Annotated in this window: 27 protein-coding genes and 1 tRNA gene; 8 read left to right on the top strand and 20 right to left on the bottom strand. The window is 57.8% G+C overall.

Going from position 1 to position 21052, the window contains the following annotated elements:
• Positions 1 to 918, top strand: a 918-nt coding sequence (locus tag ACXAG8_RS17810; protein ID WP_475230255.1) for an IS3 family transposase, incomplete at its 5' end; no start/stop codon positions are given.
• On the opposite strand, the gene ACXAG8_RS17805 is transcribed toward ACXAG8_RS17810, so the two are convergent.
• Entirely contained in the window at positions 863 to 1879 is a 1017-nt protein-coding gene (locus ACXAG8_RS17805) for a DUF6538 domain-containing protein (RefSeq protein ID WP_475230252.1), read from the bottom strand. The two genes, ACXAG8_RS17810 and ACXAG8_RS17805, sit on opposite strands and share 56 nt — an antisense overlap.
• A 220-nt stretch (positions 1880 to 2099) precedes the next feature.
• On the opposite strand from ACXAG8_RS17805, the gene ACXAG8_RS17800 reads away from it, so the two are divergent.
• The 4 genes from ACXAG8_RS17800 to ACXAG8_RS17785 all read left to right on the top strand — a co-directional run bounded on the left by ACXAG8_RS17800 (position 2100) and on the right by ACXAG8_RS17785 (position 6312).
• The gene (locus ACXAG8_RS17800; RefSeq protein ID WP_475230248.1) at positions 2100 to 2954 is read left to right on the top strand and encodes a hypothetical protein; all 855 of its coding nucleotides are present in this window, start codon (positions 2100 to 2102) and stop codon (positions 2952 to 2954) included.
• Positions 2951 to 3424, top strand: coding sequence for a plasmid mobilization protein (locus tag ACXAG8_RS17795; protein WP_475230241.1), 474 nt, complete (start codon positions 2951 to 2953; stop codon positions 3422 to 3424). The genes ACXAG8_RS17800 and ACXAG8_RS17795 overlap by 4 nt, the downstream gene beginning before the upstream one ends.
• On the top strand, positions 3418 to 4971 hold the full coding sequence (locus tag ACXAG8_RS17790) for a relaxase family protein (protein ID WP_475230238.1): 1554 nt from the start codon (positions 3418 to 3420) through the stop codon (positions 4969 to 4971). Before ACXAG8_RS17795 ends, ACXAG8_RS17790 begins: the two co-directional genes overlap by 7 nt.
• A gap of 120 nt (positions 4972 to 5091) precedes the next feature.
• Positions 5092 to 6312: a DNA cytosine methyltransferase gene (locus ACXAG8_RS17785; RefSeq protein WP_475230235.1), complete on the top strand. Its 1221-nt coding sequence runs from the start codon at positions 5092 to 5094 to the stop codon at positions 6310 to 6312.
• A gap of 16 nt (positions 6313 to 6328) precedes the next feature.
• Here ACXAG8_RS17785 and ACXAG8_RS17780 read toward each other — a convergent pair whose 3' ends face one another.
• The 5 genes from ACXAG8_RS17780 to ACXAG8_RS17760 form a co-directional block, all read right to left on the bottom strand.
• Complete coding sequence (locus tag ACXAG8_RS17780; RefSeq protein WP_475230232.1) at positions 6329 to 7261, bottom strand: hypothetical protein; 933 nt, start codon at positions 7259 to 7261, stop codon at positions 6329 to 6331.
• 72 nt (positions 7262 to 7333) lie between these two features.
• Positions 7334 to 8266 (bottom strand): hypothetical protein, encoded by a 933-nt coding sequence (locus ACXAG8_RS17775; protein ID WP_475230229.1) that lies wholly within the window; start codon positions 8264 to 8266, stop codon positions 7334 to 7336.
• Positions 8256 to 9419 carry a hypothetical protein gene (locus tag ACXAG8_RS17770; RefSeq protein WP_475230226.1) on the bottom strand — a complete coding sequence of 388 codons (1164 nt, stop codon included), beginning with the start codon at positions 9417 to 9419 and terminating at the stop codon, positions 8256 to 8258. Before ACXAG8_RS17770 ends, ACXAG8_RS17775 begins: the two co-directional genes overlap by 11 nt.
• 87 nt (positions 9420 to 9506) lie before the next feature.
• Positions 9507 to 9797, bottom strand: a complete 291-nt coding sequence (locus tag ACXAG8_RS17765) for a hypothetical protein (RefSeq protein WP_475230223.1) — start codon at positions 9795 to 9797, stop codon at positions 9507 to 9509.
• Between the two features lie 2 nt (positions 9798 to 9799).
• The gene (locus ACXAG8_RS17760) at positions 9800 to 10222 is read right to left on the bottom strand and encodes a helix-turn-helix domain-containing protein (protein ID WP_475230220.1); all 423 of its coding nucleotides are present in this window, start codon (positions 10220 to 10222) and stop codon (positions 9800 to 9802) included.
• 141 nt (positions 10223 to 10363) lie between these two features.
• Here ACXAG8_RS17760 and ACXAG8_RS17755 point away from each other — a divergent pair, with 141 nt between their 5' ends.
• From ACXAG8_RS17755 to ACXAG8_RS17745, 3 genes are read left to right on the top strand one after another with little or no spacing between them, the layout of a single operon-like run.
• Complete coding sequence (locus ACXAG8_RS17755) at positions 10364 to 10570, top strand: hypothetical protein (protein WP_475230217.1); 207 nt, start codon at positions 10364 to 10366, stop codon at positions 10568 to 10570.
• A gap of 15 nt (positions 10571 to 10585) precedes the next feature.
• Positions 10586 to 10822 (top strand): hypothetical protein, encoded by a 237-nt coding sequence (locus ACXAG8_RS17750; protein WP_081893890.1) that lies wholly within the window; start codon positions 10586 to 10588, stop codon positions 10820 to 10822.
• Entirely contained in the window at positions 10822 to 11940 is a 1119-nt protein-coding gene (locus tag ACXAG8_RS17745; RefSeq protein ID WP_475230211.1) for a tyrosine-type recombinase/integrase, read from the top strand. The genes ACXAG8_RS17750 and ACXAG8_RS17745 overlap by 1 nt, the downstream gene beginning before the upstream one ends.
• 25 nt (positions 11941 to 11965) lie before the next feature.
• Here ACXAG8_RS17745 and ACXAG8_RS17740 read toward each other — a convergent pair.
• The 14 genes from ACXAG8_RS17740 to murA all read right to left on the bottom strand — a co-directional run bounded on the left by ACXAG8_RS17740 (position 11966) and on the right by murA (position 21052).
• A tRNA-Phe gene (locus tag ACXAG8_RS17740) sits at positions 11966 to 12040 on the bottom strand.
• A 78-nt stretch (positions 12041 to 12118) separates the two neighbouring features.
• Entirely contained in the window at positions 12119 to 12301 is a 183-nt protein-coding gene (locus ACXAG8_RS17735; RefSeq protein ID WP_475230206.1) for a DNA gyrase inhibitor YacG, read from the bottom strand.
• Positions 12298 to 13320, bottom strand: a complete 1023-nt coding sequence (locus tag ACXAG8_RS17730; protein ID WP_475230202.1) for a ribonuclease E/G — start codon at positions 13318 to 13320, stop codon at positions 12298 to 12300. The genes ACXAG8_RS17735 and ACXAG8_RS17730 overlap by 4 nt, the downstream gene beginning before the upstream one ends.
• The gene (locus ACXAG8_RS17725) at positions 13317 to 13895 is read right to left on the bottom strand and encodes a Maf family protein (RefSeq protein WP_475230199.1); all 579 of its coding nucleotides are present in this window, start codon (positions 13893 to 13895) and stop codon (positions 13317 to 13319) included. Before ACXAG8_RS17725 ends, ACXAG8_RS17730 begins: the two co-directional genes overlap by 4 nt.
• Positions 13896 to 13906: 11 nt before the next feature.
• On the bottom strand, positions 13907 to 14125 hold the full coding sequence (infA, locus tag ACXAG8_RS17720) for a translation initiation factor IF-1 (protein WP_005978431.1): 219 nt from the start codon (positions 14123 to 14125) through the stop codon (positions 13907 to 13909).
• Positions 14126 to 14215: 90 nt separating this feature from the next.
• Positions 14216 to 15091: a carbon-nitrogen hydrolase family protein gene (locus tag ACXAG8_RS17715; RefSeq protein ID WP_475230195.1), complete on the bottom strand. Its 876-nt coding sequence runs from the start codon at positions 15089 to 15091 to the stop codon at positions 14216 to 14218.
• Positions 15092 to 15271: 180 nt separating this feature from the next.
• A complete protein-coding gene (locus ACXAG8_RS17710) occupies positions 15272 to 15670 on the bottom strand; it encodes a hypothetical protein (protein ID WP_475230192.1) in 399 nt (132 codons plus the stop codon).
• 208 nt (positions 15671 to 15878) lie between these two features.
• Positions 15879 to 16472, bottom strand: a complete 594-nt coding sequence (locus tag ACXAG8_RS17705) for a GNAT family N-acetyltransferase (RefSeq protein WP_475230188.1) — start codon at positions 16470 to 16472, stop codon at positions 15879 to 15881.
• Positions 16465 to 16863 (bottom strand): ketosteroid isomerase-related protein, encoded by a 399-nt coding sequence (locus tag ACXAG8_RS17700; protein ID WP_475230185.1) that lies wholly within the window; start codon positions 16861 to 16863, stop codon positions 16465 to 16467. The genes ACXAG8_RS17705 and ACXAG8_RS17700 overlap by 8 nt, the downstream gene beginning before the upstream one ends.
• 2 nt (positions 16864 to 16865) lie before the next feature.
• The gene (locus ACXAG8_RS17695) at positions 16866 to 17318 is read right to left on the bottom strand and encodes an arsenate-mycothiol transferase ArsC (RefSeq protein WP_475230182.1); all 453 of its coding nucleotides are present in this window, start codon (positions 17316 to 17318) and stop codon (positions 16866 to 16868) included.
• A 3-nt stretch (positions 17319 to 17321) separates the two neighbouring features.
• The gene (locus ACXAG8_RS17690; RefSeq protein WP_475230176.1) at positions 17322 to 17801 is read right to left on the bottom strand and encodes a UPF0262 family protein; all 480 of its coding nucleotides are present in this window, start codon (positions 17799 to 17801) and stop codon (positions 17322 to 17324) included.
• Positions 17802 to 17896: 95 nt separating this feature from the next.
• The gene (gene hisD / locus ACXAG8_RS17685; RefSeq protein ID WP_475230173.1) at positions 17897 to 19198 is read right to left on the bottom strand and encodes a histidinol dehydrogenase; all 1302 of its coding nucleotides are present in this window, start codon (positions 19196 to 19198) and stop codon (positions 17897 to 17899) included.
• A 112-nt stretch (positions 19199 to 19310) separates the two neighbouring features.
• Positions 19311 to 19787 carry a DUF2948 family protein gene (locus ACXAG8_RS17680; protein WP_475230170.1) on the bottom strand — a complete coding sequence of 159 codons (477 nt, stop codon included), beginning with the start codon at positions 19785 to 19787 and terminating at the stop codon, positions 19311 to 19313.
• Positions 19784 to 21052, bottom strand: coding sequence for a UDP-N-acetylglucosamine 1-carboxyvinyltransferase (gene murA, locus ACXAG8_RS17675; RefSeq protein ID WP_475230167.1), 1269 nt, complete (start codon positions 21050 to 21052; stop codon positions 19784 to 19786). Before murA ends, ACXAG8_RS17680 begins: the two co-directional genes overlap by 4 nt.

The following is a 21052-nucleotide window of genomic DNA, read 5'->3' as shown; positions in this document are numbered from 1 at the left end:
GTTAAGCAGACGCTGACGATGATTGGCATCCCCAGTAGCACCTACTACGATTGGTATGCGCGTTGGGTCGAAGGCGGGATCGATGCGCTTGCCGATCGTTCTCCACGGCCCGGATCCGTCTGGAACCGCATCCCAGGTGATGTCCGTGAAGCCTTTGTCGAGTTCGCGCTGGACCACGAAGATCTGACACCGCGCGAACTGGCGGTCAAATACACCGACGAGAAGCGGTATTTTATCTCGGAATCTTCAGCGTATCGCCTTCTCAAAGCCGAAGACCTGATCACCGCACCAGCCCATGTAGTGATCTGCGCGTCCGATGAGTTCCGTGACCAGACAACCAGACCGAACGAGCTATGGCAGACCGACTTCACCTATCTCAAGGTCATCGGTTGGGGCTGGTTTTATCTGTCCACGATCCTCGACGATTACAGTCGCTACATCATCGCTTGGAAACTCTGCACCACGATGAAGGCCAAGGATGTCACCGACACGCTGGACTTGGCGTTGGAAGCCTCGGGCTGTGATCAGGCCAAGGTCGTGCATAAGCCACGATTACTCAGCGACAACGGCTCGTCCTACGTGGCGGCCGATCTCGCCGACTATCTTGAGGATAAAGGCATGGATCACGTTCGCGGTGCGCCACACCATCCGCAAACCCAGGGCAAAATCGAGCGATGGCACCAGACCATGAAAAACCGGGTTCTGCTGGAAAATTACTTCCTGCCCGGCGATCTGGAACGCCAGATCGGCGCCTTCATCGACCACTACAACAACCATCGCTATCACGAGAGCTTGAACAATCTAACACCTGCCGATGTCTACAACGGCCGCGGCGCAAAGATCCTGAAAATGCGAGAGGAGATCAAAACACAGACAATCCGAAAACGCCGGTTGCTGCATCAGACCGCTGCCGCCTAAACTCAAACAGAAACCGAACCAGAGCCTCCGTTGTGAAAACGCTCACGCTTTCCGAAAAACTCTGACGGCGGATATGGTGCTGCGCTGCCCATCTAGCGTTTCCTTCAAGTGGTACGTCACGCTCACTGTCTTGCGTCTTCAAACGACGCCATGGATGGTGGCGAACGCGAACTGAGAGAGAACCATCGTCCGCACACATGAAGTCCTCTTTTCCCAGCCGAGCAGCCTCTGCAAGCCGCATGCCAGTGTCTGAAACTAAAGCCACCAACCAACGCAAGTCGTCATCAAGTTCCCTGCATTTCGCCTGAACAGTCACTATTGCTTCTCTTGGCAATGGGTTTCGGCCAGAGCCCCCAGCGGAGCGGTCGTAGTAAACTCCAGAGAAAGGGTTGTGCAGCGAAAGGCCCTGCTCACTCGCTGCGAAGTTGGTAACGGCTCTAACTGTCCCGAAAATCCTTGTGAGGCTGCTACCGACGAGACCACGCGCGATGAGTGCGTCGCGGAACTTGTTAGCGTCCGCTTTGGTATAGACTTCGAGGTGTTTGTCGCCACAGGCATCAATCACGTAGCCACACGCTCTCTTAGCGCCCCGGTGAAACGTCACGGGGCGTCCTTGGCCCTTCTGTGTAAGATAAATCTCGACTGCCTCAGACAACAGTACAGAGGCAGCAGAAGTCTCGTTCAGAACAACTGGTGTTGCGGCGGAGTTGGCTGCGCCAAGACGCAACATGTGCTTTCCAGGCAGTTCTATATCCTGCGACCTCAGATGAAACCAATACTCATCCAGTTGATCAGCCGCTCTTCTTGCCCTCGTCGCAGCTACGTTTGCCGAGTGAGTACGCAAAGAAAATGCGATCCGAGAAGACGAGTAGTAGCGGCAAAGCTCCTTGGGGATGCGGCGACTGAAGTAAAAAACACCCTCTTTCACGAAGGTGTACTTGGGTGAAATGGTCTCTGACATGGTCTACGGCTCCAACCTGCTGTTAAAAGCTGGAGTGAAACCAAGGGTTTACCTGAGGAAGTGGTGCCCGGGGGCGGAATCGAACCACCGACACGAGGATTTTCAAACCGAAGCTTATTGAAAGCGCTCAACAGGTTAGTCACGAAAAATCTGTCAAACCCACCACGGCGCATCAAGCACTTAGCGGCGAATTGTCAAACCTTAGCTCTGAAGCCATCCAATGAGCTGGCGTGTGGCGAATGCGTGTGCGGAGCGAAAGTTCGGGAGTGCGACGCGCAAGCAGATCATCATGTTTCTGGCGGACAAGGCCTCGGACGATGGCTCGGGCATCTGGTGTTCGAAGGGAACGATCCAGCGGCATACGGAGCTGGGCGAGACAACGGTCAAGCGGACGATCCGAGACTTCCTGAAAGAAGGCATATTGGTCGAGACCGGCGCGCGCGGATGCAAGAACGGATTCACGGTAGTTTACCGGATCGATCTCACTCGGATCGAGGCGCTGGAACTCACCGCTGAGCCGGAGATCGAGACGGGGGCCACAGTGGACCCCGTCCAGTCTGGACCCGGAACGGGGGCCACAGTGGCCGGGGTACCGGGGCCACCACGGCCCCCAAACCATCCTAAAACCATCCATAAACCACCTACGCGCAAGCGCGAGGCGGCGGAGGATGAAGGGGCTGAGAAGATTTTGGCCGCCTATCCGCCCGACCGTTTGCGCGGGAAGGCTGAGTGTCTCAGTCGGATCAGGGAGGCTTTGGACGCTGGGATAGAGGTCGAGGACCTGTTGCAGGCCGTGAAGAGCTACGCGACCGAGAGCGCGGGCTTCACCCGCTCGAAAGTCTGTTTCTCGGACAACTGGTTCAGGTCCGGGCGCTGGCGCGCCTATGTCGACGACATCGCCAAGGGCCGAGATGAAGCGAAGGCGAAGGAAGCCCAAATGCTCGCAGGCTTGGCCAATTGGGTCACGGACAAACATCCCCTTTGCCGCCACATCACACCCGGCCAGATCGATGCGCTCTTGGCCGCTCAACTGGTGACACAGCCGCAAATCCAGGCGGCGGGCCTTCGATCATGAGCGGAACCGATCCCACCAAAGAGCAAACAGCAAGGCGACCCGTGTCATACGCTGGCGCTGCTGACACGGGACCTTGCGAGGGGCGGCAAGCCTCCCCTTCGAACCCCACCGGCGCGGGCAAGCCCGGCGCAAAGGAGCCGCTGACGGAGACTTTCGTCTTCCGTTGCACGACGGCTGAGAAGGCCGAGTTGCGCGCCAAGGCCGAGGCCGCAGGCCTGCCCGCCGCGACGCTCCTCCGTGAGGCGCTTGGCCTCACCGAGGCTCGTCGCCGCAAGCCCGTGCCGCGCGTCGATCCGGCGCTGGTGCTGGCGGTCGGGCGCATCGGCGGCAACCTCAATCAGATCGCCCGCTGGCTGAACCACTCGATGAAGGTCGGGCGCACCGACCTCGACACGCTGACCGTTGCCCGCCGCCTCGTGGTGATTGAACGCCAGCTCGCAGCACTCCTCGATGAGGCGCACCAGTGCTGATCAAGTTCTTCCCCAACGGCAAAGGCGCGGGTGCGGGGCCGGTCGGCTACCTCGTCGCCGAGCGCGTCCTGGCCTACGACGGCAACCGCGACCTGATACGCGATGCCGACGGCCAGCCGGTGGCCGTCACCCGCGACCCGCTCCCCGAGGTCCTGCGCGGCAGTCCCGAGCGCACCGAGACCCTGATCGATGCTTGCCGCCACCAGTGGACCTACCGCGCAGGTGTGATCAGCTTTGCGGACAGCGACGACCCCACCGAGGACCAGCAGGCCGAGGTCATGGACCAGTTCGAGCGGCTGGCCTTCGCGGGGCTGGACCCTGAGCAATATGAGGTGCTCTGGGTCCGCCATCGCCACGAAGGCCGGGTCGAGCTGCACTTCTGCACGCCGCGCCTAGAACTGACAACGGGCAAGAGCCTCAACATCGCGCCGCCGGGATATCAGGACGCCTATGACAGCCTGCGGGACGTGATGAACCAGCGCACCGGCTGGGCCGATCCGATGGATGTGGAGCGCGCGCAGGAAGTGCGCGACACCATCGAGGCTCCGACCCGCGCGCAGGGCCGTGACGAGCTGCACGCCTGGATACAGGACCAGATCGACCTCGGGATGATCACCGACCGCGCGACCATGATCGACGCGCTCACCGACGCCGGTTTCGACCTGCCGCGCACCGGCAAGGCCTACATCACCGCCCGTGACCCGGAGACTGGCGAGCGCTGGCGGCTGAAAGGAGAGATTTTCCATGAAGACTGGCAAGCCGACCCGACTGAGCGTGAAGTTGAACGCGGAGCTCGACGAGATCAGGCAGGAACACGTCGCCTCGATCTCATCCCAGCTCAAGAGCTTCAGGATCGATTTGAAGAACATTGTGGGCGCCGCGCAGCATACCATCGCGAGCGATACGCGCCGCTTTCAGACCGAGACGGCGACCATGTTCGAGACGCGGTTGAGGTCGATCCGCCTCTGGCTGACGATCTCGCCCTGGCTGATCGCGGCGATGGTGGTGACGGGGATCGCCTCGATGATGGCCGCGAGCTTTTTCTGGACGGTGCATCTGACGCGTTCGGAGCTGACCGAGATGGGCCTGACACGGATCGAGAAGCCCGAGGGGACCTGGCTGATCCTGGACCCATCAAAGACGCGGCTCAGGACCTGCACGATGGGCGGACGACACGTCACCTGCATTCGGATCGAGGAGGATTAGATGCCCCAACTGACAGCCTTGGAACGCGACTTGCTCGCCTGCGTCGAGCGGTTGGTGACGGCCTCAGAGGCCTCCGCGAGGGATTTGACCGCCTTGGAGACACGCTCGACCGGCAGGATCGAGAGGGAACTGGCTGGTTTGAAAGACTGCGTGACCTTGCTCATTCGTTCACAAGCCGCATCCATGAAGGCCTTGAGCGGATTGCTGAACGACGAGGCGAGCTACAAGACGCTGAACGAGAACTTGCAGCAGAGCTTGACCTTAGCGAAGGCCGCCGCCGAGAGATTGAGGGACAGCTAGACAGCCAGGAGGCGCATGCAGAGCGGGGGTTGAGGCATTGAGGCGTCAGTGCTGTATACGAGATCGGATAGGCTTGATGATCAAGCCACCAAATAGTAAGAACGAATTAAGAACATTGCGAGTAGTATGCCTTCAGTGTTGCCTTGGTTTGGCACAACTGGTTGTATGAGAAAAAAGAGAGCGGACAAAATGCAGATAGTTTGCGTGCTTTTTGCGTGGCTCCGTGGCGTGGGTGGAAGCAAATGAATGAACCGACCGTAATTGATTTGTTCTGTGGTGCCGGAGGCTTGTCCGAAGGCATGCGTCAAGCGGGTTTCCGCGTGCTTGCGGGCAATGACATCGACGAGCATGCTGGTTCGACGTTTGCTGCGACCCACCCAGACGCCACATTCATTCCGGGTTCAATCTACGATTTGACCGCAAATGATTTTTTGCGAGCCACCGGACTGAAGAAGTTTGAGCTTGATGTCCTGGCAGGCGGTCCACCTTGCCAAGGCTACTCAGTCTACAATCATCAGCGCGGCATGCACGACCAACGTAGTCATTTATTCAAAGAGTACCTCCGGATCGTTGAAGGCTTGATGCCCAAATGGTTGGTCATGGAAAATGTCACCGGGATCATGTCCGCTGGCGAAGGCGAAGCCTTTCAGGCCGTTTTGTCGGGTATTCGCAGCCTTGGTTACAATGTTGAAGCTAAGATTTTGAGGGCGGAAGAGTATGGCGTTCCTCAAGAACGCCGCCGTGTAGTTTTCATTGGTAATCGTATAGGTGCGCCGATTGTCTGGCCGACGAAAACTCACGGACCCGACTTGCAGCCGTACACTACAATCCGCGATGCACTGTCTGACTTGCCTGAGTTGGTCAACGGCGAGGATCGCGGTGTTACAAACTACCGAACAAAAGCAAGCTCAAGTTATCAGGCCGAGCTCAGACTTGGATCGAGCAAAGTTCATAACCATTCTGCCTCGAAGCTTGGAGCAATTAACCTAGAGCGGATGCAGCACATACCCCAGGGCGGCAGTTGGCGAGACGTTCCATTTGATCTTTTGCCGGCCGGAATGAAGAGAGCCAAGCGAAGCGATCATACTAAGAGGTACGGTAGGATGCGCTGGGATGGGTTGGCATGCACCATCCTGACTAAGTGCGATATTCATTGGGGGGCCTATATCCACCCAGAGCAGGACCGCAGCATCACCGTTCGCGAAGCTGCGCGTCTTCAGTCTTTCCCAGATTGGTTTCATTTTTCGGGGCCGAGGACCGAACAGTTCGTTCAAGTAGGAAATGCAGTTCCACCAAAGATGGGAAAGTGCATTGGCCTTGCAATCTTGGAAGCGTTAGGCGCGGAGCTTGCTAGCACTCAGCTTGAAGCCGCTTTCGCATAGCCAATTTGCGCGTCCTTCAAAGACTCTTCTTACGGCTGAGTGCCCTCAATTTAGTCGAAATCGTATCCTCATAGATACCTAACGGTGGCAAGTTTTGAGGGGACACGAAGGCGAAGGCAATCTGCTCAACGGTGGTAGTAAACTCAGTCACAAGCTCGATCGGACGTTCAGCGGAAGTCCATTTATCAGCAAGTTGATAGGAGTGGAAGGTCACTGTCCCAGGGCCTTTAGGATACTCCAAAAGTGAGCTGCCGATACGCGTCCGGATCTTTTGCAAGACCGGGTCAGGCAGAACGAAAAATAGTCCATGTCGGGCGAGCTTTTCGCGCCGCAGAGCGTGCCCTTTGTAGATTATCTGAGGCAGAATTCTCTTGGTGACATTTTCCCAATTAAAGCCTGCGTTCGTTCCGCCTTCGCCCCACTTGCTCGGATGCGGCTGCTCGGCATAGTAGCTTGTGGACGCTTTCTTGTAACTGTTTGTGGTGTCAATCGTCTGCACCTCGATCGCAACGATTGCCTGCGGCTCAAGTTCAGGGCCAACGGAGGTAAGCAAGAAATCCACCTTAAACGAACCGGTTTCACCCTCGGCAGCTGGTGCTTTGATCCCGACTTCACCGCTATATCCCTGCCCGAAAACGACGACTTCACGACCGTTGAGAGATGACTTACGTCGTCTCGCTTCAGCTTCGACATCAGTAACCAGATCGCAGCCAGGTCCAAACGTAGTTTCAGCGATCTTTGAGATAACAGCGAAATTGTTACCATAGAGGCGGTTTGGGCAGATTATCACCGGAGGGGAATCTGGAGCCTGCAAGGCGCACGCTCCGCCGCTCTGCGACTTCTTGCATTTTTCGTCGACAAACGGACACCATCGCCTTGCAGCAAATGATCTGCTTTCTGGCGACAGCGGCGTGTAGCCGTGGAATTCTAGAACCTTTGTAGGAATCACTCGCCTCCGTTTGCCTAAGCAAAACGATCTGCGTTAGATTCTTCAACCGAGATTCGAAATAATTCCTGAGGCTTAGGCTGCTGCGACCAAGCACATCGTGTCGAACAGTTTGTCCTTCCAGTCTTCCTGGTCGAAGTGTTCCCCTGATGAAACAGCCTTAACCAAGCGCAGCCGATCCATTACGATTCCGGCATCTCGCGCCACTTCAGTGAGTTTGTTGTCCGGCACAACAAAAGGGATCGCAAAGACTTTTGCTGGGCATACCTTAAGCTTAGAGAACCATTTGAAGAACTTGGCAGACACGTCATTCAACTTGCTGTCCCAATCATTTCCGCACGCGCATTGCCCGAAGTAAAATGGTTGCCCGATAGGACGACCACATCCAAAGTCTTTCCACAGAATGTAGTCCACACCTTCATCACCTTGGCGAGGGCCTTCGTCCGGCAAATCATCAACAGGCTGCCATCTTAGCTCTTTGCTTTCTTCAATCGCGACAGTTACAGCCCTCTTGAACCTCTTCTTCTCATTAGGGAAACCAACATGACAGTACCTCGTGTTAGGTCCCAGAAAGTTAGCGGTAAGCACAGTAGCAAGTCGCTCGAATTGCCTTGGAAAGTCCTTAAATCGACCAGTCGTCAAACTGGGTGAAAGAGATGTGCACAACAGAAACTCGTACACTAGTGAATCTGACTGCTCATAGGTCAAAACATCGCCTTCCAAGCTGAAGGGATACAAATCACCTAGCGATTTAGAGCGACGTTCCAGTTCCTCTAGAATCTGCGAAGATGCTGTATCCAAAGAAGATTCTTGCGCCTGCCACGCCTCTTCTGCAACTCCGTCATCGGCAGAATAACTCTCTTCCAAAGTGTCAGCGATCGCATCGTCGCGTACACCAGATGAAGCTCGAGCTTTGCCAAACCGAAGCGCAACTAGTTCAGCTTGGTCAGCATCTTTTGAGACCTTAAGAAAGTGACCTCTCAAAAAGTAGGAATGGTCAGTCGACATCGTCTTCGAATTCCTTATCCGTGATCTCCTTAAGACGTTTCGCCAAATCTGACGCTGATGACCTCACTTTTACGGAAGTCCCTAAGTGCTGCTTGGCTGCGTCCAAAGTCGGTGGCGTCTCGGAAACGGATGCCACCAAGTCGGAAAGGATCGTTCTTACCCTACTAAGATTCTCTTCGAGTTTTTCTTCAATAGGCTTTGTCTTGTCCAATACTGTAATGAGATCACTGCCCGTCTTTAGAAGAGCCACCTTGTCTGGGTCAGAAAATGCGTTAGCGAGGTCAATCAGTTGGCGAGAGTCCTGAATTGCAGAACTACGTCCGGTTTTCCTGTTCCCGAACATCGCTTCTACAACAATCGCGGCATTATCGAGCTTGTCATCTGGAACCGGGTCCCGGCGCTCCGATACCTTTTCATCCAATCCGCAGAAGTTTCGCGCAGCACGATAACCTAGGATCGTATAAACCCAAGAGAACGGGTACTCCGAAACACTGCCTCGCCCTCTTTTCTGACTATCGCTTGGGCGAAAATGGCCAGTATCGATCAGTTGCCTTATGAAACGGTAACCTTCAAGCAATCGAACCACAGTGCTGTGTTGATCTCCAATCATCTCCGTGATCTTTGAGATCGGCATCCCTGTTTCATCAGTGATCTTGGCAACCCAGGATGCCTTGGCATAGGAGTCCCATGCTTGAGCCGCTGCGATATGCCGAACACCCAGATACGAAAGCATGGTTTCGGCCGCTGGGCCGTCAGGTTCAAAAATGAGAACCGGGATCGGTTCAATAGCTGGGCTTCCATTTGCTTTCCAAGCGGCCTGAACCCTAGCAGTTAAGCGCTCTTGCCGAACCGCGCGTGGATCGCCGGTCAGAACGATACAAGCACAAAGCCGCCTATTGCCCTCCTTAACCACCAAAGAACCGTCGGACTGACGCACACAAACTAGAGGCTCCGCGGCGAAGAAGCCGTTCATAGCGAGAGAGCTGACTACATCTTCAATCCCGAACTTGTCGATGATCAGATCAACAAGTTGAGATTGTTCGATCCCTCGCTCCAGCTCTCCAAACCTCGGATTGCTGTTATCTAGGAGAAGCTCCGAAATATTTTTTGTGTCTGGAGTGCCACCCGACACATCTTCTTTTTGTTTTGTCACAGTTCACTCCCAGACGGTTTTTCGATGCAGTAAAGTCATATTGCTTCAGAATTTCAATGTGGATGGTGCGGTCACTTTCGCCGTCTCTTAGCGCCGAAGTTGACTTTCAATGGCTCGCTCGACCCGTAGAGCAAGGACGAAAGCAGGAAAAAGTAAGACCACCGCAAGGCCGGCGCCTGCCGCCACTAGTGGAAGAACATCGGGAAGGAAACCAGCTTCCCAAAAGCAATAGACCAAGGTCCAAATTGTGAGGTAGGTCAACGAGATCACCGCTGACATAAACAACAATTGATGCGTAAAACGAAAGATATCACGTTGAATCTTTTCGGTCGTGGCCAACTGGTGGCTCTTCCAGGCTTTGGTGACTGTCAAGTTCATGTTCATTCCCTCAATAGCTCGATCCAGGTATGGACGTCGTCCATGGCGATCTCTTTCCCTTCGAGGAAAGAGCGATACCAGCGCGCCGAGATAGCGCCGCGCTTTTCACTTTTCAGTTTGATCCCGTTCTCCGACAGGTATCGGTCCAGCTCGACCTCAAATTCTTCCAGCTTGTCCAGGTCGTGCTTGAGCCGCACTGCCTCAACGCCAAGCAGTATCCAGCTCAAATCGACGTCAAACTGGCGATGAAGTCTGATCAGAGCTTCAATCGGGATCGACCGCTTGCCCAGCTCGTAGCTCTGATAGGCACGCAAAGACATTCCGAGAGCCTCGGCCATTTTTGCCTGAGACAACGCCTTCTCGTTTCTGGTGATGGCGAGGCGCGCTCCAAGCGCAGTTAAGTAATTTTCCGCACGTTCTGCCATTGCCAAGGCAATCCACTTGTGTTTGAGTTCAATTGAATGCTATACGCACAAATGAACGTTATTTGTTGTGTTTCGCTATCGGAGCACGGCTCGACCAAGCAATCAACCTGATTCACGCTAGCTTCTGAAAAGGAGAGGGTTTTGGCTCATGAAAAACTACTATCACCGAAAGAACTTGGTTCAATGGTTGGCCTAAGCGTTGCGCAAGTTCGAGCGTTAATGAACAGCGGCAAACTCGAATTTGTAGAAATATCCCCCAAAACCAAGCTCTTGACGATGAGCGGCTGGGAGCGGTTCCAGAAGAACGCGACTAAGGTCAAAAGTGCCGAGGGTTCAGTAGTGAATTGACGGGGGTGTCCGGTTATGGCGACGACAAATCTCAACATCAGCGTGATCGACAAACGCATGCTGAAGCAGTCCGAGGCCGCGAGTTATGCCGGGTTGCCAGTCAAGCATTTCAAGGCGGCTTGTCCCGTGCGCCCCGTTGAGTTGAAGCAAGGCACGCTGCTTTGGGATCGCCGTGACCTCGATCTCTGGATTGATGATGTGAAGTCCGGGGCCGTGACCGACACCCGCGACACCATTCTGGACCGCCTTTGATGACACAGGTGCGGGTCAAGGGTTTCAAGATTTTCAAGGACCGGCACGGCAAGCAGCGATGCTACCACCGAGAGACCGGCCACAAGGTTGACCTGACCCACGCACCGATTGGTTCTGCCGAGTTCTTCGCCGAATGCGAGACGATCCGCGCCATCGCCGAGGCACAGCGAGCGAAGGCACCAAAGGCTGGAACGCTTGGCGGTTTGTTCCAGTCCTATTTTGAGACTGAGCACTATCAGAACCTGGCTGAGGCGACCCGGCGCGACTACCGCCAGTGTGCAGATTTCCTTAATCCGATACGCGATACGCCGATCCACGTGATCGACACGCCGCTGATCGCAGGTATTCACGATAAGGCGGCGAAGAAGATCGGCTGGCGGCGGGCGAACATGGTCCGGACGCTTCTCAGCGAGGTCTTTCGCTATAACATCCCCAAGGGCCTGATCTCCGCCAACTTCGCGAAAGACGTCATTCCAAAGCGCCGCCCGCGCGACCGCGCCTATGCAAACCGCCCCTGGACTATAGAAGAACGCGATACCGTATTGGGCAGGGCCAAGCCTCATGTGCGCGTGGCACTTGCCCTAATGATGAACACCGGCCTCGATCCATCCGACGCTCTTCGATTGCGAAAAGATCAGGTCGATGACGGCACAATCTGGGGCGTGCGCGGCAAGACGGGCGAAGACGTCGCGATTCCGGTCAGCCCGACGCTTCAAGCGGCGCTTGACCGCATGCCCGACCACGAAGCGGAGACGGTGCTTTCCAGTTCGCGCGGCGAGGCATGGACTTACAACGGCTTTTCAACCGTTTGGCACCGCTTCAAAACCGCCCTTGAGAATGAAGGCCTTATTGAAAAAGGCCTGACCCTCAAGGGCTTACGGCACACGGTCGCCACGACTTTGCGCGAAGCAGGCCTCGACGAACGCCGCATCGCGGACCTTCTGGGACAGAAAACACCGTCCATGGCGCGGCACTATTCGCGGTCGGCGAACCTTGCCGACAAGAACCGCGAGACGATGGCGACATTGGAAGAAGAGAACCGAAGGCGGGCCGAAAGTGTCAAACCTTCGCAGAAAAGCGTCAAACCTGACCGAAACGAGGATCGGACAAGAGCATAAAATACAATAATATCAGCTTGTAAAATGGTGCCCGGGGGCGGAATCGAACCACCGACACGAGGATTTTCAATCCACTGCTCTACCCCTGAGCTACCCGGGCACGGGAACGGTGTTTGCCGTTGGGTGGACGCGTTCTATGACTTGCAACAGGCAGTGTCCAGAGGCTTTTTGACATTTTTTAATGAGGACGTTCCGGACGGTCTGACGGGGTGGAAATGTCCGGGTCCTGATCCTCGTCCCGCTGCGAGGCAACGGCGTAGGACCCGTTCAGCCATTTGCCCAGATCAATGTCCGCGCAGCGTTTCGAACAAAACGGGCGCAGCGCGGCCACTGTCTTTTCGCCACAGATCGGACAGCTCATTTCAGGACCTCGGACAGCGGGATTCGGCCCCGTTTCCGTTGCAGTTCGAAATGGCCCAGAGGGGTCCAACCGGCCAGGATTGTTTCCTCGGGGTCATTTTTGAATGCGGCGCGCAGGGCGGCTTCGAACCCGCGCCTTTCCTTCTTGGGCATCGGCGCCAGGTCGACAGTCACCTGCCCGCCCAAGCCCCGCACGCGCAGCACGCGCGGCAAGGCTTTGGCACAGGCAAAATTGGCGCGTGTCCCGGCGGCCATGGAACTGTCCGAGCCGGTATTCACATCGACGGCCACAAGCGCGCGCGTCGGCTGAACATACAGGTGGCCACCCCCCTGAAGCGGTTGCGACAAAGCCCGCGTGCTGTCCAGCGCGTCTAGCACGCCGCAGGTGTCAAAGCTGCCTTCCTGGGTCTCGATCTCGGCAGGGTCCGTCCAGTCCCGCCAGGCCAGGACATGCGGGCTGTCGCCATCGAAAAGCGTTTCAGGCTCGGTGCCTGTATCCGACATGACCTGTTCGGCCTGGGCCCGCATTTCCGCGATGTCTTGCGCGATATCTTCGGCCTCGGCCCCGTTGCAACAGGATCGCAGGATCAGGCCAAAGGGGCTGTCTTGCATACGATCATGGGCAAGCTCCAGCAGGCGGTCGCGTTCGTCTTCATCGCGAATGCTGCGCGACACATTCAGCCCCGGCGCATCAGGGGTAACGATCGCATACCGGCTTTTGAACAAAATCCGGCTCGTGACCGGGATGGCTTTGCCGGGTTCGGCATATCCCGACACCTGCACAAGCAGCAAAGCGCCGGGTGCAAGCCCCTTGACCTGGCGCAGAAAGGCCGGACCATCGGGTGTGCTCAGGAACATGCCGCCCTGCCCCTTGACCGGCCGGTCCGCACGCGCGCGATAGATCGTTCCCGGCGCGGGCGCATCCGAGGCAATCAGGAAGTCTTGCAGAACGCCGTCAACCATCAGAGCTGCGGCTTCTCGGGATTGGATGTGATCCAGAACGATTATGCGGCCCTTCATGGCGCCTCTCGGTACAGGGGGAAGCCTATTCCCTGCAACAGGGATGCGGTTTCCGACAGGGGAAGGCCAACGATGCCAGTGAACGACCCGGAAATCCAGGGAATGAACGCCCCCGCAGGGCCCTGGATGGCATAGCCGCCCGCCTTGCCCTGCCAGTCGCCGGTGGCGAGGTATGCGTTGACCTCGGTATCTGACAGGCGTTTGACCTTGACCTGGCTTACCACGTCGCGGTGCAGCGTTCTGTCACCGCGCCGCACCGCAACCGATGTGATCACGCGGTGCCTGCGACCGGATAGGGCATGCAGAAACTCGGCGGCCTGACCCGCGTTTTCCGGCTTGCCCAGAATGCGGCGCCCAAGGGCGACGGTTGTATCGGCGCACAGGACCACGTCATCGGGGGCCGCGGGAACCGCTGCCACTTTCGCGCGTGCGATGCGGCTGCAATACGGTGCGGGCAATTCGCCCTTCAGGGGCGTTTCGTCGATGTCAGGGGCACGAATGGCGTCTGGCCGAATGCCAAGCTGCGCCAGCAGGTCCAACCGCCTTGGGCTGCCTGATCCGAGGATAAACGCCATGGGGCGAAACGTTATTTAAAGCGATAGTTGATCCGACCCTTGGTCAGATCATACGGGGTCATTTCGACCTGAACTTTGTCGCCTGCCAGAACACGGATGCGGTTCTTGCGCATCTTTCCTGCCGTATGTGCGATGATCTCATGGCCGTTTTCCAGCTCGACCCGAAACGTCGCATTAGGCAGGAGTTCCTTCACGACACCGGGAAATTCGAGCGTATCTTCCTTGGCCATGTTTTCTCCATCATTACGTTGCACCTGCGGAATCCGCAGGCTGTGCGCCTAAATGAGCCTATTTGGCCCTTATTTCAAGGCCGGAATCGCCTAAAATGGGCACAATATGACGGAATCGGCGCGGGGGGTTTGCTCATTCCAATGGGTGCGGTTCAGCACATGCCCGTCGGCGCGGACCTCAGCGATCAAACCTGGGTCGATTTCGGCATAGGTCCAACCGGGTTTGTTCAGGGTGCCTTCGGCCAGCACCCCGCTAGACGGGAACCCCTTGTCGGGCGGCCCAAAGATGCCGCCCATGCCCACGTTTCTGTCCACGGCTTCGGACCAGTCATGGTCGCCAACCAACGAAGCCATGACCGTCACACACTGATTTTCCAATGCGCGCGCCATTGCCCCGATCCGAACGCGCCAATAGCCCGCCAAAGCCTCGGTACACGAGGGGACAAGTATCAGATCAGCCTCGCTCAGGGCGCGGCCCAGCAGCGGAAACTCGCTGTCATAGCAGATGAGCACGCCGATCTTGCCCAATGCGGTGTCGAAGAGTTTCAGCGGACCGCCCGGCGCGATGGCCCAATCGTCACGCTCGAACCGGGTCATGATCTGTTTGTCCTGGTGGTCCACCCTGCCGTCGGGCGCATAGAGAACTGCCCGGTTCACCGGACGGCCCGGCCCGGCCAGAACCGGGGCCGATGCGCCCAAAATGTACAAGTTGTACGCCTTTGCGAGACGCTGATGTACAAGTTGTACATCTTCCATCCGGTTCGAGACCGCGTGGATCGAACGCTCAAGATCACGGGCCACGTCAGCGCCATCCAGCGTCGACAGCTCCATCGCGCCGTATTCCGGAAAGACCAGCAGATCAGCCCCTTGCCCTGCGGCGTCGGAGACCCAGCGATCCAGCTTATCCTCGTACTGCGCCCAACTGTCGAGCCAATCGAGGTCATAGGCGGCGGTAGCGACTTTCATATCTGCAATCCATGGTGCGTGAGCCGGTCATCCACTTAAAGCGAACCGCGCTTGCTGTACAAGGCAGGAAATCAGCCAAAGCGGCAAGTACGCGTGTTTGGCCCTGTCACCTCGGCGGCGAACGAACACTCGGCGCATACCTTCAGGGTTCAACACACGGAGTTGCTATTGAAGGTTAGACTAGCAGGATTCCAGTTGGCTTCTTGAAAAACGCTCGCCCGACGGCAGGTACGTGGAAAGGACCAGCTTTCCCCCAATCTCAAAAAAACGTCGGGTGTTTCTGTCACCACACAAGTCTTTTCTCATGGAATAGGCCAACTCTTGTTCAGCAGTTCGTCCATCTCTGGTTGGCTCGGTTTTGATGCGCTCCGGTACATTGACATCTAGCGAAAGAACGGTCCCGTCGGTTTGTGCGCCCCTCACCGAAATACCGTTACCCAAGGGTTTACCCGCGAGTTTGTTGTACTCGTCTGCAGCCAGAGTAGCGAACGCACACCGCTCGTCGCCCCCACAGCCCTCTATGGTTTCCCAAACTTGATCTCTGCTTGGCGCTTGAGTGGTACAGGCTGAAATCATCAATGGGAAAATCAGGACGCAAATGGCTCGGTTTAGCAATACAAAACTCCATGAGATATTAGTCGCGGTAGCAAAGCGGGTTCTACGCTTGTCCCACGTTCCTTAACCCGATCAAACGCAAAATGAAATGTCTGAAATCTCAACCCGATACCGTGGCAAGTTTGACAAATTCACCAATTCTTGCGGCAAACTTTCCGCGAGTTCCCCAGGTTCACAAATCCCGTATCCAGAACTGCAATGGCTTGAGCGTCTCGCCCTCGTCCCCGACATCTTTCCACGAGAATTGAGCGATGGCTCCGGGTAGTGGCTCGTACCCCCTTGCGCGCCAAAAGGCATCCAGCGGGCGGTAACTCTCGGGCCGCATGGGGTGAGCTGCGGGGCGTTGGACGCCGCAGAAGGCGCATTTTTTGAAGCCGAGCGCGCGGGCGTGGGTTTCGCGGAGGTCGAAGAATCTGTGGCCGACGCCCTGGCCTCGGTACTCGGTCAGCAGGACGGATTCGGCGCAGTAGAAGATATCTTTCAGGTCTAGCCCGGTGCCTTCGAAGGCGGCGGCGAAGTCGTCGGCGTGGTCGGTCAGGGGCGCACCCGTCGAGGCGCCGACGAGGCGGTTGCCGTCGAAGGCGCCGACCACGATGGCGCGGGCGCTGTCGCGGTAGGATTGCAGGTACTTGCGCTCGTAGTCGAGGTCGCCGTCATAGAGGTAAGGCCAGGCCCGAAACACCCGGATTCGCAGGCGCGCAACATCGTCCAAAGCAGCCTCAAGCGCCGCTCCGGTCAGGGAACGGACGTCCGTGACCTTAGCCACCCGAGACCTGCCGGGTCCAGTCGGCGAGGTTGTAATAGGTGGTCACGCGGGTGATCTTGCCGTCCTTCAGGTCAAAGAACGACCCGGCGGGCAGGCGGTAGGTCTGGCCGTGGGCGGGTGGCAGCCCCTCATCGGTTTCCAGATAGGTGCCGTTCACGGTGAATTCCGCGGCGGCGCGGGTGCCGCCTTGGGCATCGAACACCACGATATCGGTCAGGTTCTCTTTGTAGCAGCGGTCCATATGGGCGCAGAAGGCGGCGAATTTTTCTTTGCCGGTGCGGATCTGACCTTCGTTCACATGGTGGGCCACGTCATCGGACAGGCAGGCCAGCATGCCATCGACATCACCGGCATTGAAGGCATCGAAATAGGTTTTTACGGTCTGGTTCATGGTCACTTCCTTGGGGCACCCCAGCGGTCTTTCAGATGCTGAATGATCTGATCGCGGGTCTGTCGGTAGTGATGTAGCTTTTGTTCGCGGGTCTCGCCCAGCCCGGTAGGGTCCATTATTGGCCAATAATCGACATCCAGGTGGAAAATCCGGGTCAGTTCCAGCGCCTTGCGCTGGCTGGCCGGCGACAGGGCGACAATCAGATCGAACGAGCTGAGGTCATCGCCCCATTCCTGCATCTCATCAAAGGAACGCGACCGGTGCCGGGACAGTTCGACCCCGATTTCCTGACAGGCCGCAATGCAGAACCCGTCTATTTCAAGGTCATTGTGAACCCCGGCAGACTGAACATAGGTGCCCGTGCCATAGAACTTTTTCATGATCCCTTCGGCCATCGGGGATCGAACCGCGTTGTGGTCGCAACAAAAAAGGACCGAATGCGGCAGGGACGTCACGCGTCAGCCTCCGAAATGCAGCACGCAAATCAGCGTGAATAGACGGCGCGCGGTGTCGGTATCGACATCGGCCTTGCCCTCTAGCCGCTCCTGCAAGACACGGCTGCCTTCGTTGTGAATGCCGCGCCGGGCCATGTCGATGGTTTCGATCTGGCTGGGCGGCAAGGTCTTGACCGCGTTGAAATAGCTCTCGCAGATCTGGAAGTAATCCTTGACCACCTGACGGAACGGGCCAAGCGACAGATGAAACTCGGCGGCTTTTTCTTCGGCCTCGGTGGTGACGTCAAAAACAAGCCGCTTGTCGCGGATCGACAGCTGCACATGATAGGGCCCGTCCGGCATCGTGCGATCATCGCGGGCAGGCAGCGTGAACGAGTTGTTTTCGAGCAGATCAAAGATGGCAACCTTGCGCTCCTGCTCGATCTCGGGGGTCGGCGGGGGCAGGTTTCGGTCGTCCAGTGCGATATGCGAAATTCGGGTCATTATCCTAAGATCCGTTCAGGTCACGACAGACCTATATCAAGCAGCGGGCATGAGCAACGCGCATGCTCCAACTCTGCGAAAATGGCTGTTGCGGGTTATTGGTTCAACCGCTTCAGGCGCACCGAAACCGACAGGCCATGCGCCTCAAGGCTTTCCGAGGCCGCAAGTTGTTCAGCCGCGGGGCCGATGGCACGCAGGGCTTCGGGCGTCATCTGGCTAAGGGTCGTCCGTTTGAGAAACTCCATGACGCTCAGGCCTGATGAAAACCGCGCGGAACGTGCGGTCGGAAGAACATGGTTCGGGCCACCGACATAATCGCCAATCGCTTCGGGTGTGTACTGGCCCAGGAAAATCGCGCCTGCGTGAACCGTCTTCTTGCTCAGCCCGACCGGGTCGGCCACACATAGTTCAAGATGTTCGGGTGCGATACGGTTCGACAACGCAGCGGCTTCGTCAAGATCGCGCACCGTGATCACGGCGCCAAAGTCGCGCCAGCTTGCCCCGGCGATCTTGCGCCGCTGCAGCGTTTCAAGCCGAAGGTCGACGGCCTTGGCGACCCGTGCGCCGAACGCGGCATCATCGGTGATCAGGATGGATTGGGCACTTTCGTCATGCTCGGCTTGGCTCAGCAGATCAAGGGCGATCCAATCCGGGTCATTGTCGCTGTCGGCAATGACCAGGATCTCGGATGGCCCGGCAATCATGTCGATGCCCACCTTGCCAAAGACGCGCCGCTTGGCCGCCGCGACAAATGCATTGCCCGGCCCGGTAATCTTGTGCACCGGCGCGATTGTTTCCGTGCCATAGGCCAGCGCCGCAATCGCCTGCGCGCCGCCGATGCGGTACACCTCGTCGACACCCGAAAGGCGGGCCGCCAGCAGGACCAGCGGGTTCACCTGCCCGTCCGGGGTAGGAACCGTAATGGCCAGACGCTCGACGCCTGCGACCTTGGCCGGTATGGCGTTCATCAGAACGGATGACGGGTAGGACGCCAGCCCCCCCGGCACATAAAGTCCGGCAGCCTGCACGGCAGACCACCGCCAGCCAAGCGTGGCGCCGGTTTCATCGGTCCATTCCCGGTCTTCGGGCAGCTGCTTTTCGTGATAGGCCCGGATACGGTCCGCCGCCAGTTCCAGCGCGGCGCGATCAGCGGCCGAGACCTGTTCTATCGCCTCCGAGATTTCATCGGCGCCGAAGGCCAGGGTTGCGGGCGTCAGCTCTTGCCGGTCAAACTTGGCCGTCAATTCGATGACGGCGGCATCGCCCCTGTTGCGCACGTCGTCGATGATCCCGGCGACCACTGCATCGACATCGGGGCTGTCCTCTCGCTTGGCGGCAAGCAAGCTGGCAAAGGCGGTTTCGAAATCGGCGGATGTGGACTCAAGAAAAACAGGCATTACGATCACTCCGGACGTTTGAGCGGGACATACCGCCGGAGCCAAGCGCGCTCAACCCACAGAATCCGACCGGCCGGAATACTTGGGCCGGACCGGTGCGCACCAAATTGCCCTATGCAGGGTGATCCGGCGCGTGCCCGGACGGTGCGCGATAGGGGCGGGTTACATCCTTAAGCGCGGCATCTATCGCCTCGACCGACAGACGAATGGCGCCATCCCCGGCCAGGGTCAGAACGATCTGCCCGGCTCCGTCTTCACCGGCCTCGAAATCCACCGCCAAAAGCGACAGGATCATATCCTTGTCCTTGCGGTCGATGCCCTGGCTTGCGACGGACAGGACATTGTCGAAAACCAACAGGGATTGCACCCGCTCGAACGCCCGCCCGCGCCGGGTGGCGGCATCCTTGTCTTCCCATCGAAACCGGTTGAGCAAAATGCCAAAACGTTGTTGCGACGCGCGCCATGTCATTTCCGTAACCGGGAAAATCGCGTCCTGCGCCAGCGTCGAAATCACCTGCAGGTCATCCGCATCCTCGGCACCCAGGTTCAGCGGGGCCTCACGGCCATCTTCAAAACTCGCATCTGTCATTGGCTTTTGATCCGTTCGATTTTTGCGCCGACGCCTTCCAGCTTGCGCACCACCTGTTCATACCCGCGATCCAGGTGATACACGCGGCTGACAATGGTTTCCCCTTCGGCCGCAAGACCCGCCAGGATCAACGAGACCGAGGCCCGCAGATCGGTGGCCATCACAGGCGCACCCTTGAGCTGTTCGACACCTGTCACGGTGGCCGTCCCGCCATGCACCTCGATTGCGGCGCCCATACGCACCAGTTCCGGTGCGTGCATGAAACGGTTCTCGAAAATGCGCTCTTCAAGCACCGATGTCCCTTCGGCCGTGCACATCAGGGCCATCATTTGCGCCTGAAGGTCGGTCGGAAAACCAGGAAACGGCTCGGTCACCACGTCCACGGCCCGCACCCGGCCATTGGGCCGTGACACCTTCAACCCGGCCTTGGTTTCCTCGATCACCACACCGGCGGCGGTCAGCTTTTCCGCAAAGGCACCGACAAGGTTCATGCGGCCACCCAACAGTTCGACCTCGCCGCCGCAAATCGCCGGCGCCAGCATATAGGTGCCCAACTCGATCCGGTCGGTCACCACCTGATGCGTAGCACCATGCAACCGCTCGACACCCTGGATTTCGATGGTGGATGTCCCCTCGCCCGCAATCTGAGCGCCCATCTTGCGCAGACATTCGACCAGGTCGACGATTTCAGGCTCGCGCGCGGCGTTTTTCAGAACCGTCGTACCTTTGGCCAGCGTCGCGGCCATCACGATGTTTTCCGTGGCCCCGACCGAGGCAAACCGCATTTCATGCACAGCACCGATCAGGCCCTTGGGCGCCTTGGCGTGAAGGTATCCGTCCTTCAGCTCGATCTCGGCGCCCAGCGCCTCGAGCCCTTCGACATGCAGGTCCATCGGCCGCGCACCGATGGCGCAGCCGCCCGGCAAGGACACAACCGCCTGCCCGAATCGCGCCAGCAAAGGCCCCAGTACCAGGTTCGACGCCCGCATCTTGCGCACGATCTCGTAATCCGCGGTCTGACTGGTCAGATCATGGCTCGACAATGCCAGTACCTGCCCGCCCTGCAACGCCGACACCTCGGCCCCGAGGGATTGCAACAACGCCGTCATGGTCTTGATATCACTCAACCGCGGAGCATTTGTCAGCGTCAGGGGCTCTTCGCTCAGCAATGTTGCCGGCATCAGCGTCAGACAGGCGTTCTTTGCCCCGGCAATCGGAATCTGCCCCTTAAGCGGGCCGTTGCCCGTGACTAAAATCGAATCCAT

This window comes from Ruegeria sp. ABD4_443, assembly GCF_056160865.1.
Note: the sequence above shows the minus strand (reverse complement) of the source record. Positions and strands in the feature narration are given on the sequence as shown.

Excerpts from the sequence above, each read along its gene's own strand:
- ACXAG8_RS17735 (WP_475230206.1), bottom strand. The coding sequence starts at position 12,301 with ATGAGCTGTCCGATCTGTGGCGAAAAGACAGTGGCCGCGCTGCGCCCG.
- ACXAG8_RS17725 (WP_475230199.1), bottom strand. The coding sequence starts at position 13,895 with ATGGCGTTTATCCTCGGATCAGGCAGCCCAAGGCGGTTGGACCTGCTG.
- ACXAG8_RS17765 (WP_475230223.1), bottom strand. The coding sequence starts at position 9,797 with ATGAACTTGACAGTCACCAAAGCCTGGAAGAGCCACCAGTTGGCCACG.
- ACXAG8_RS17750 (WP_081893890.1), top strand. The coding sequence starts at position 10,586 with ATGGCGACGACAAATCTCAACATCAGCGTGATCGACAAACGCATGCTG.
- ACXAG8_RS17690 (WP_475230176.1), bottom strand. The coding sequence starts at position 17,801 with ATGACCCGAATTTCGCATATCGCACTGGACGACCGAAACCTGCCCCCG.
- ACXAG8_RS17745 (WP_475230211.1), top strand. The coding sequence starts at position 10,822 with ATGACACAGGTGCGGGTCAAGGGTTTCAAGATTTTCAAGGACCGGCAC.
- ACXAG8_RS17730 (WP_475230202.1), bottom strand. The coding sequence starts at position 13,320 with ATGAAGGGCCGCATAATCGTTCTGGATCACATCCAATCCCGAGAAGCC.
- ACXAG8_RS17795 (WP_475230241.1), top strand. The coding sequence starts at position 2,951 with ATGAGCGGAACCGATCCCACCAAAGAGCAAACAGCAAGGCGACCCGTG.
- ACXAG8_RS17800 (WP_475230248.1), top strand. The coding sequence starts at position 2,100 with ATGAGCTGGCGTGTGGCGAATGCGTGTGCGGAGCGAAAGTTCGGGAGT.
- murA (WP_475230167.1), bottom strand. The coding sequence starts at position 21,052 with ATGGATTCGATTTTAGTCACGGGCAACGGCCCGCTTAAGGGGCAGATT.
- ACXAG8_RS17805 (WP_475230252.1), bottom strand. The coding sequence starts at position 1,879 with ATGTCAGAGACCATTTCACCCAAGTACACCTTCGTGAAAGAGGGTGTT.
- hisD (WP_475230173.1), bottom strand. The coding sequence starts at position 19,198 with ATGCCTGTTTTTCTTGAGTCCACATCCGCCGATTTCGAAACCGCCTTT.
- ACXAG8_RS17700 (WP_475230185.1), bottom strand. The coding sequence starts at position 16,863 with ATGAACCAGACCGTAAAAACCTATTTCGATGCCTTCAATGCCGGTGAT.
- infA (WP_005978431.1), bottom strand. The coding sequence starts at position 14,125 with ATGGCCAAGGAAGATACGCTCGAATTTCCCGGTGTCGTGAAGGAACTC.
- ACXAG8_RS17760 (WP_475230220.1), bottom strand. The coding sequence starts at position 10,222 with ATGGCAGAACGTGCGGAAAATTACTTAACTGCGCTTGGAGCGCGCCTC.
- ACXAG8_RS17680 (WP_475230170.1), bottom strand. The coding sequence starts at position 19,787 with ATGACAGATGCGAGTTTTGAAGATGGCCGTGAGGCCCCGCTGAACCTG.
- ACXAG8_RS17715 (WP_475230195.1), bottom strand. The coding sequence starts at position 15,091 with ATGAAAGTCGCTACCGCCGCCTATGACCTCGATTGGCTCGACAGTTGG.
- ACXAG8_RS17775 (WP_475230229.1), bottom strand. The coding sequence starts at position 8,266 with ATGTCGACTGACCATTCCTACTTTTTGAGAGGTCACTTTCTTAAGGTC.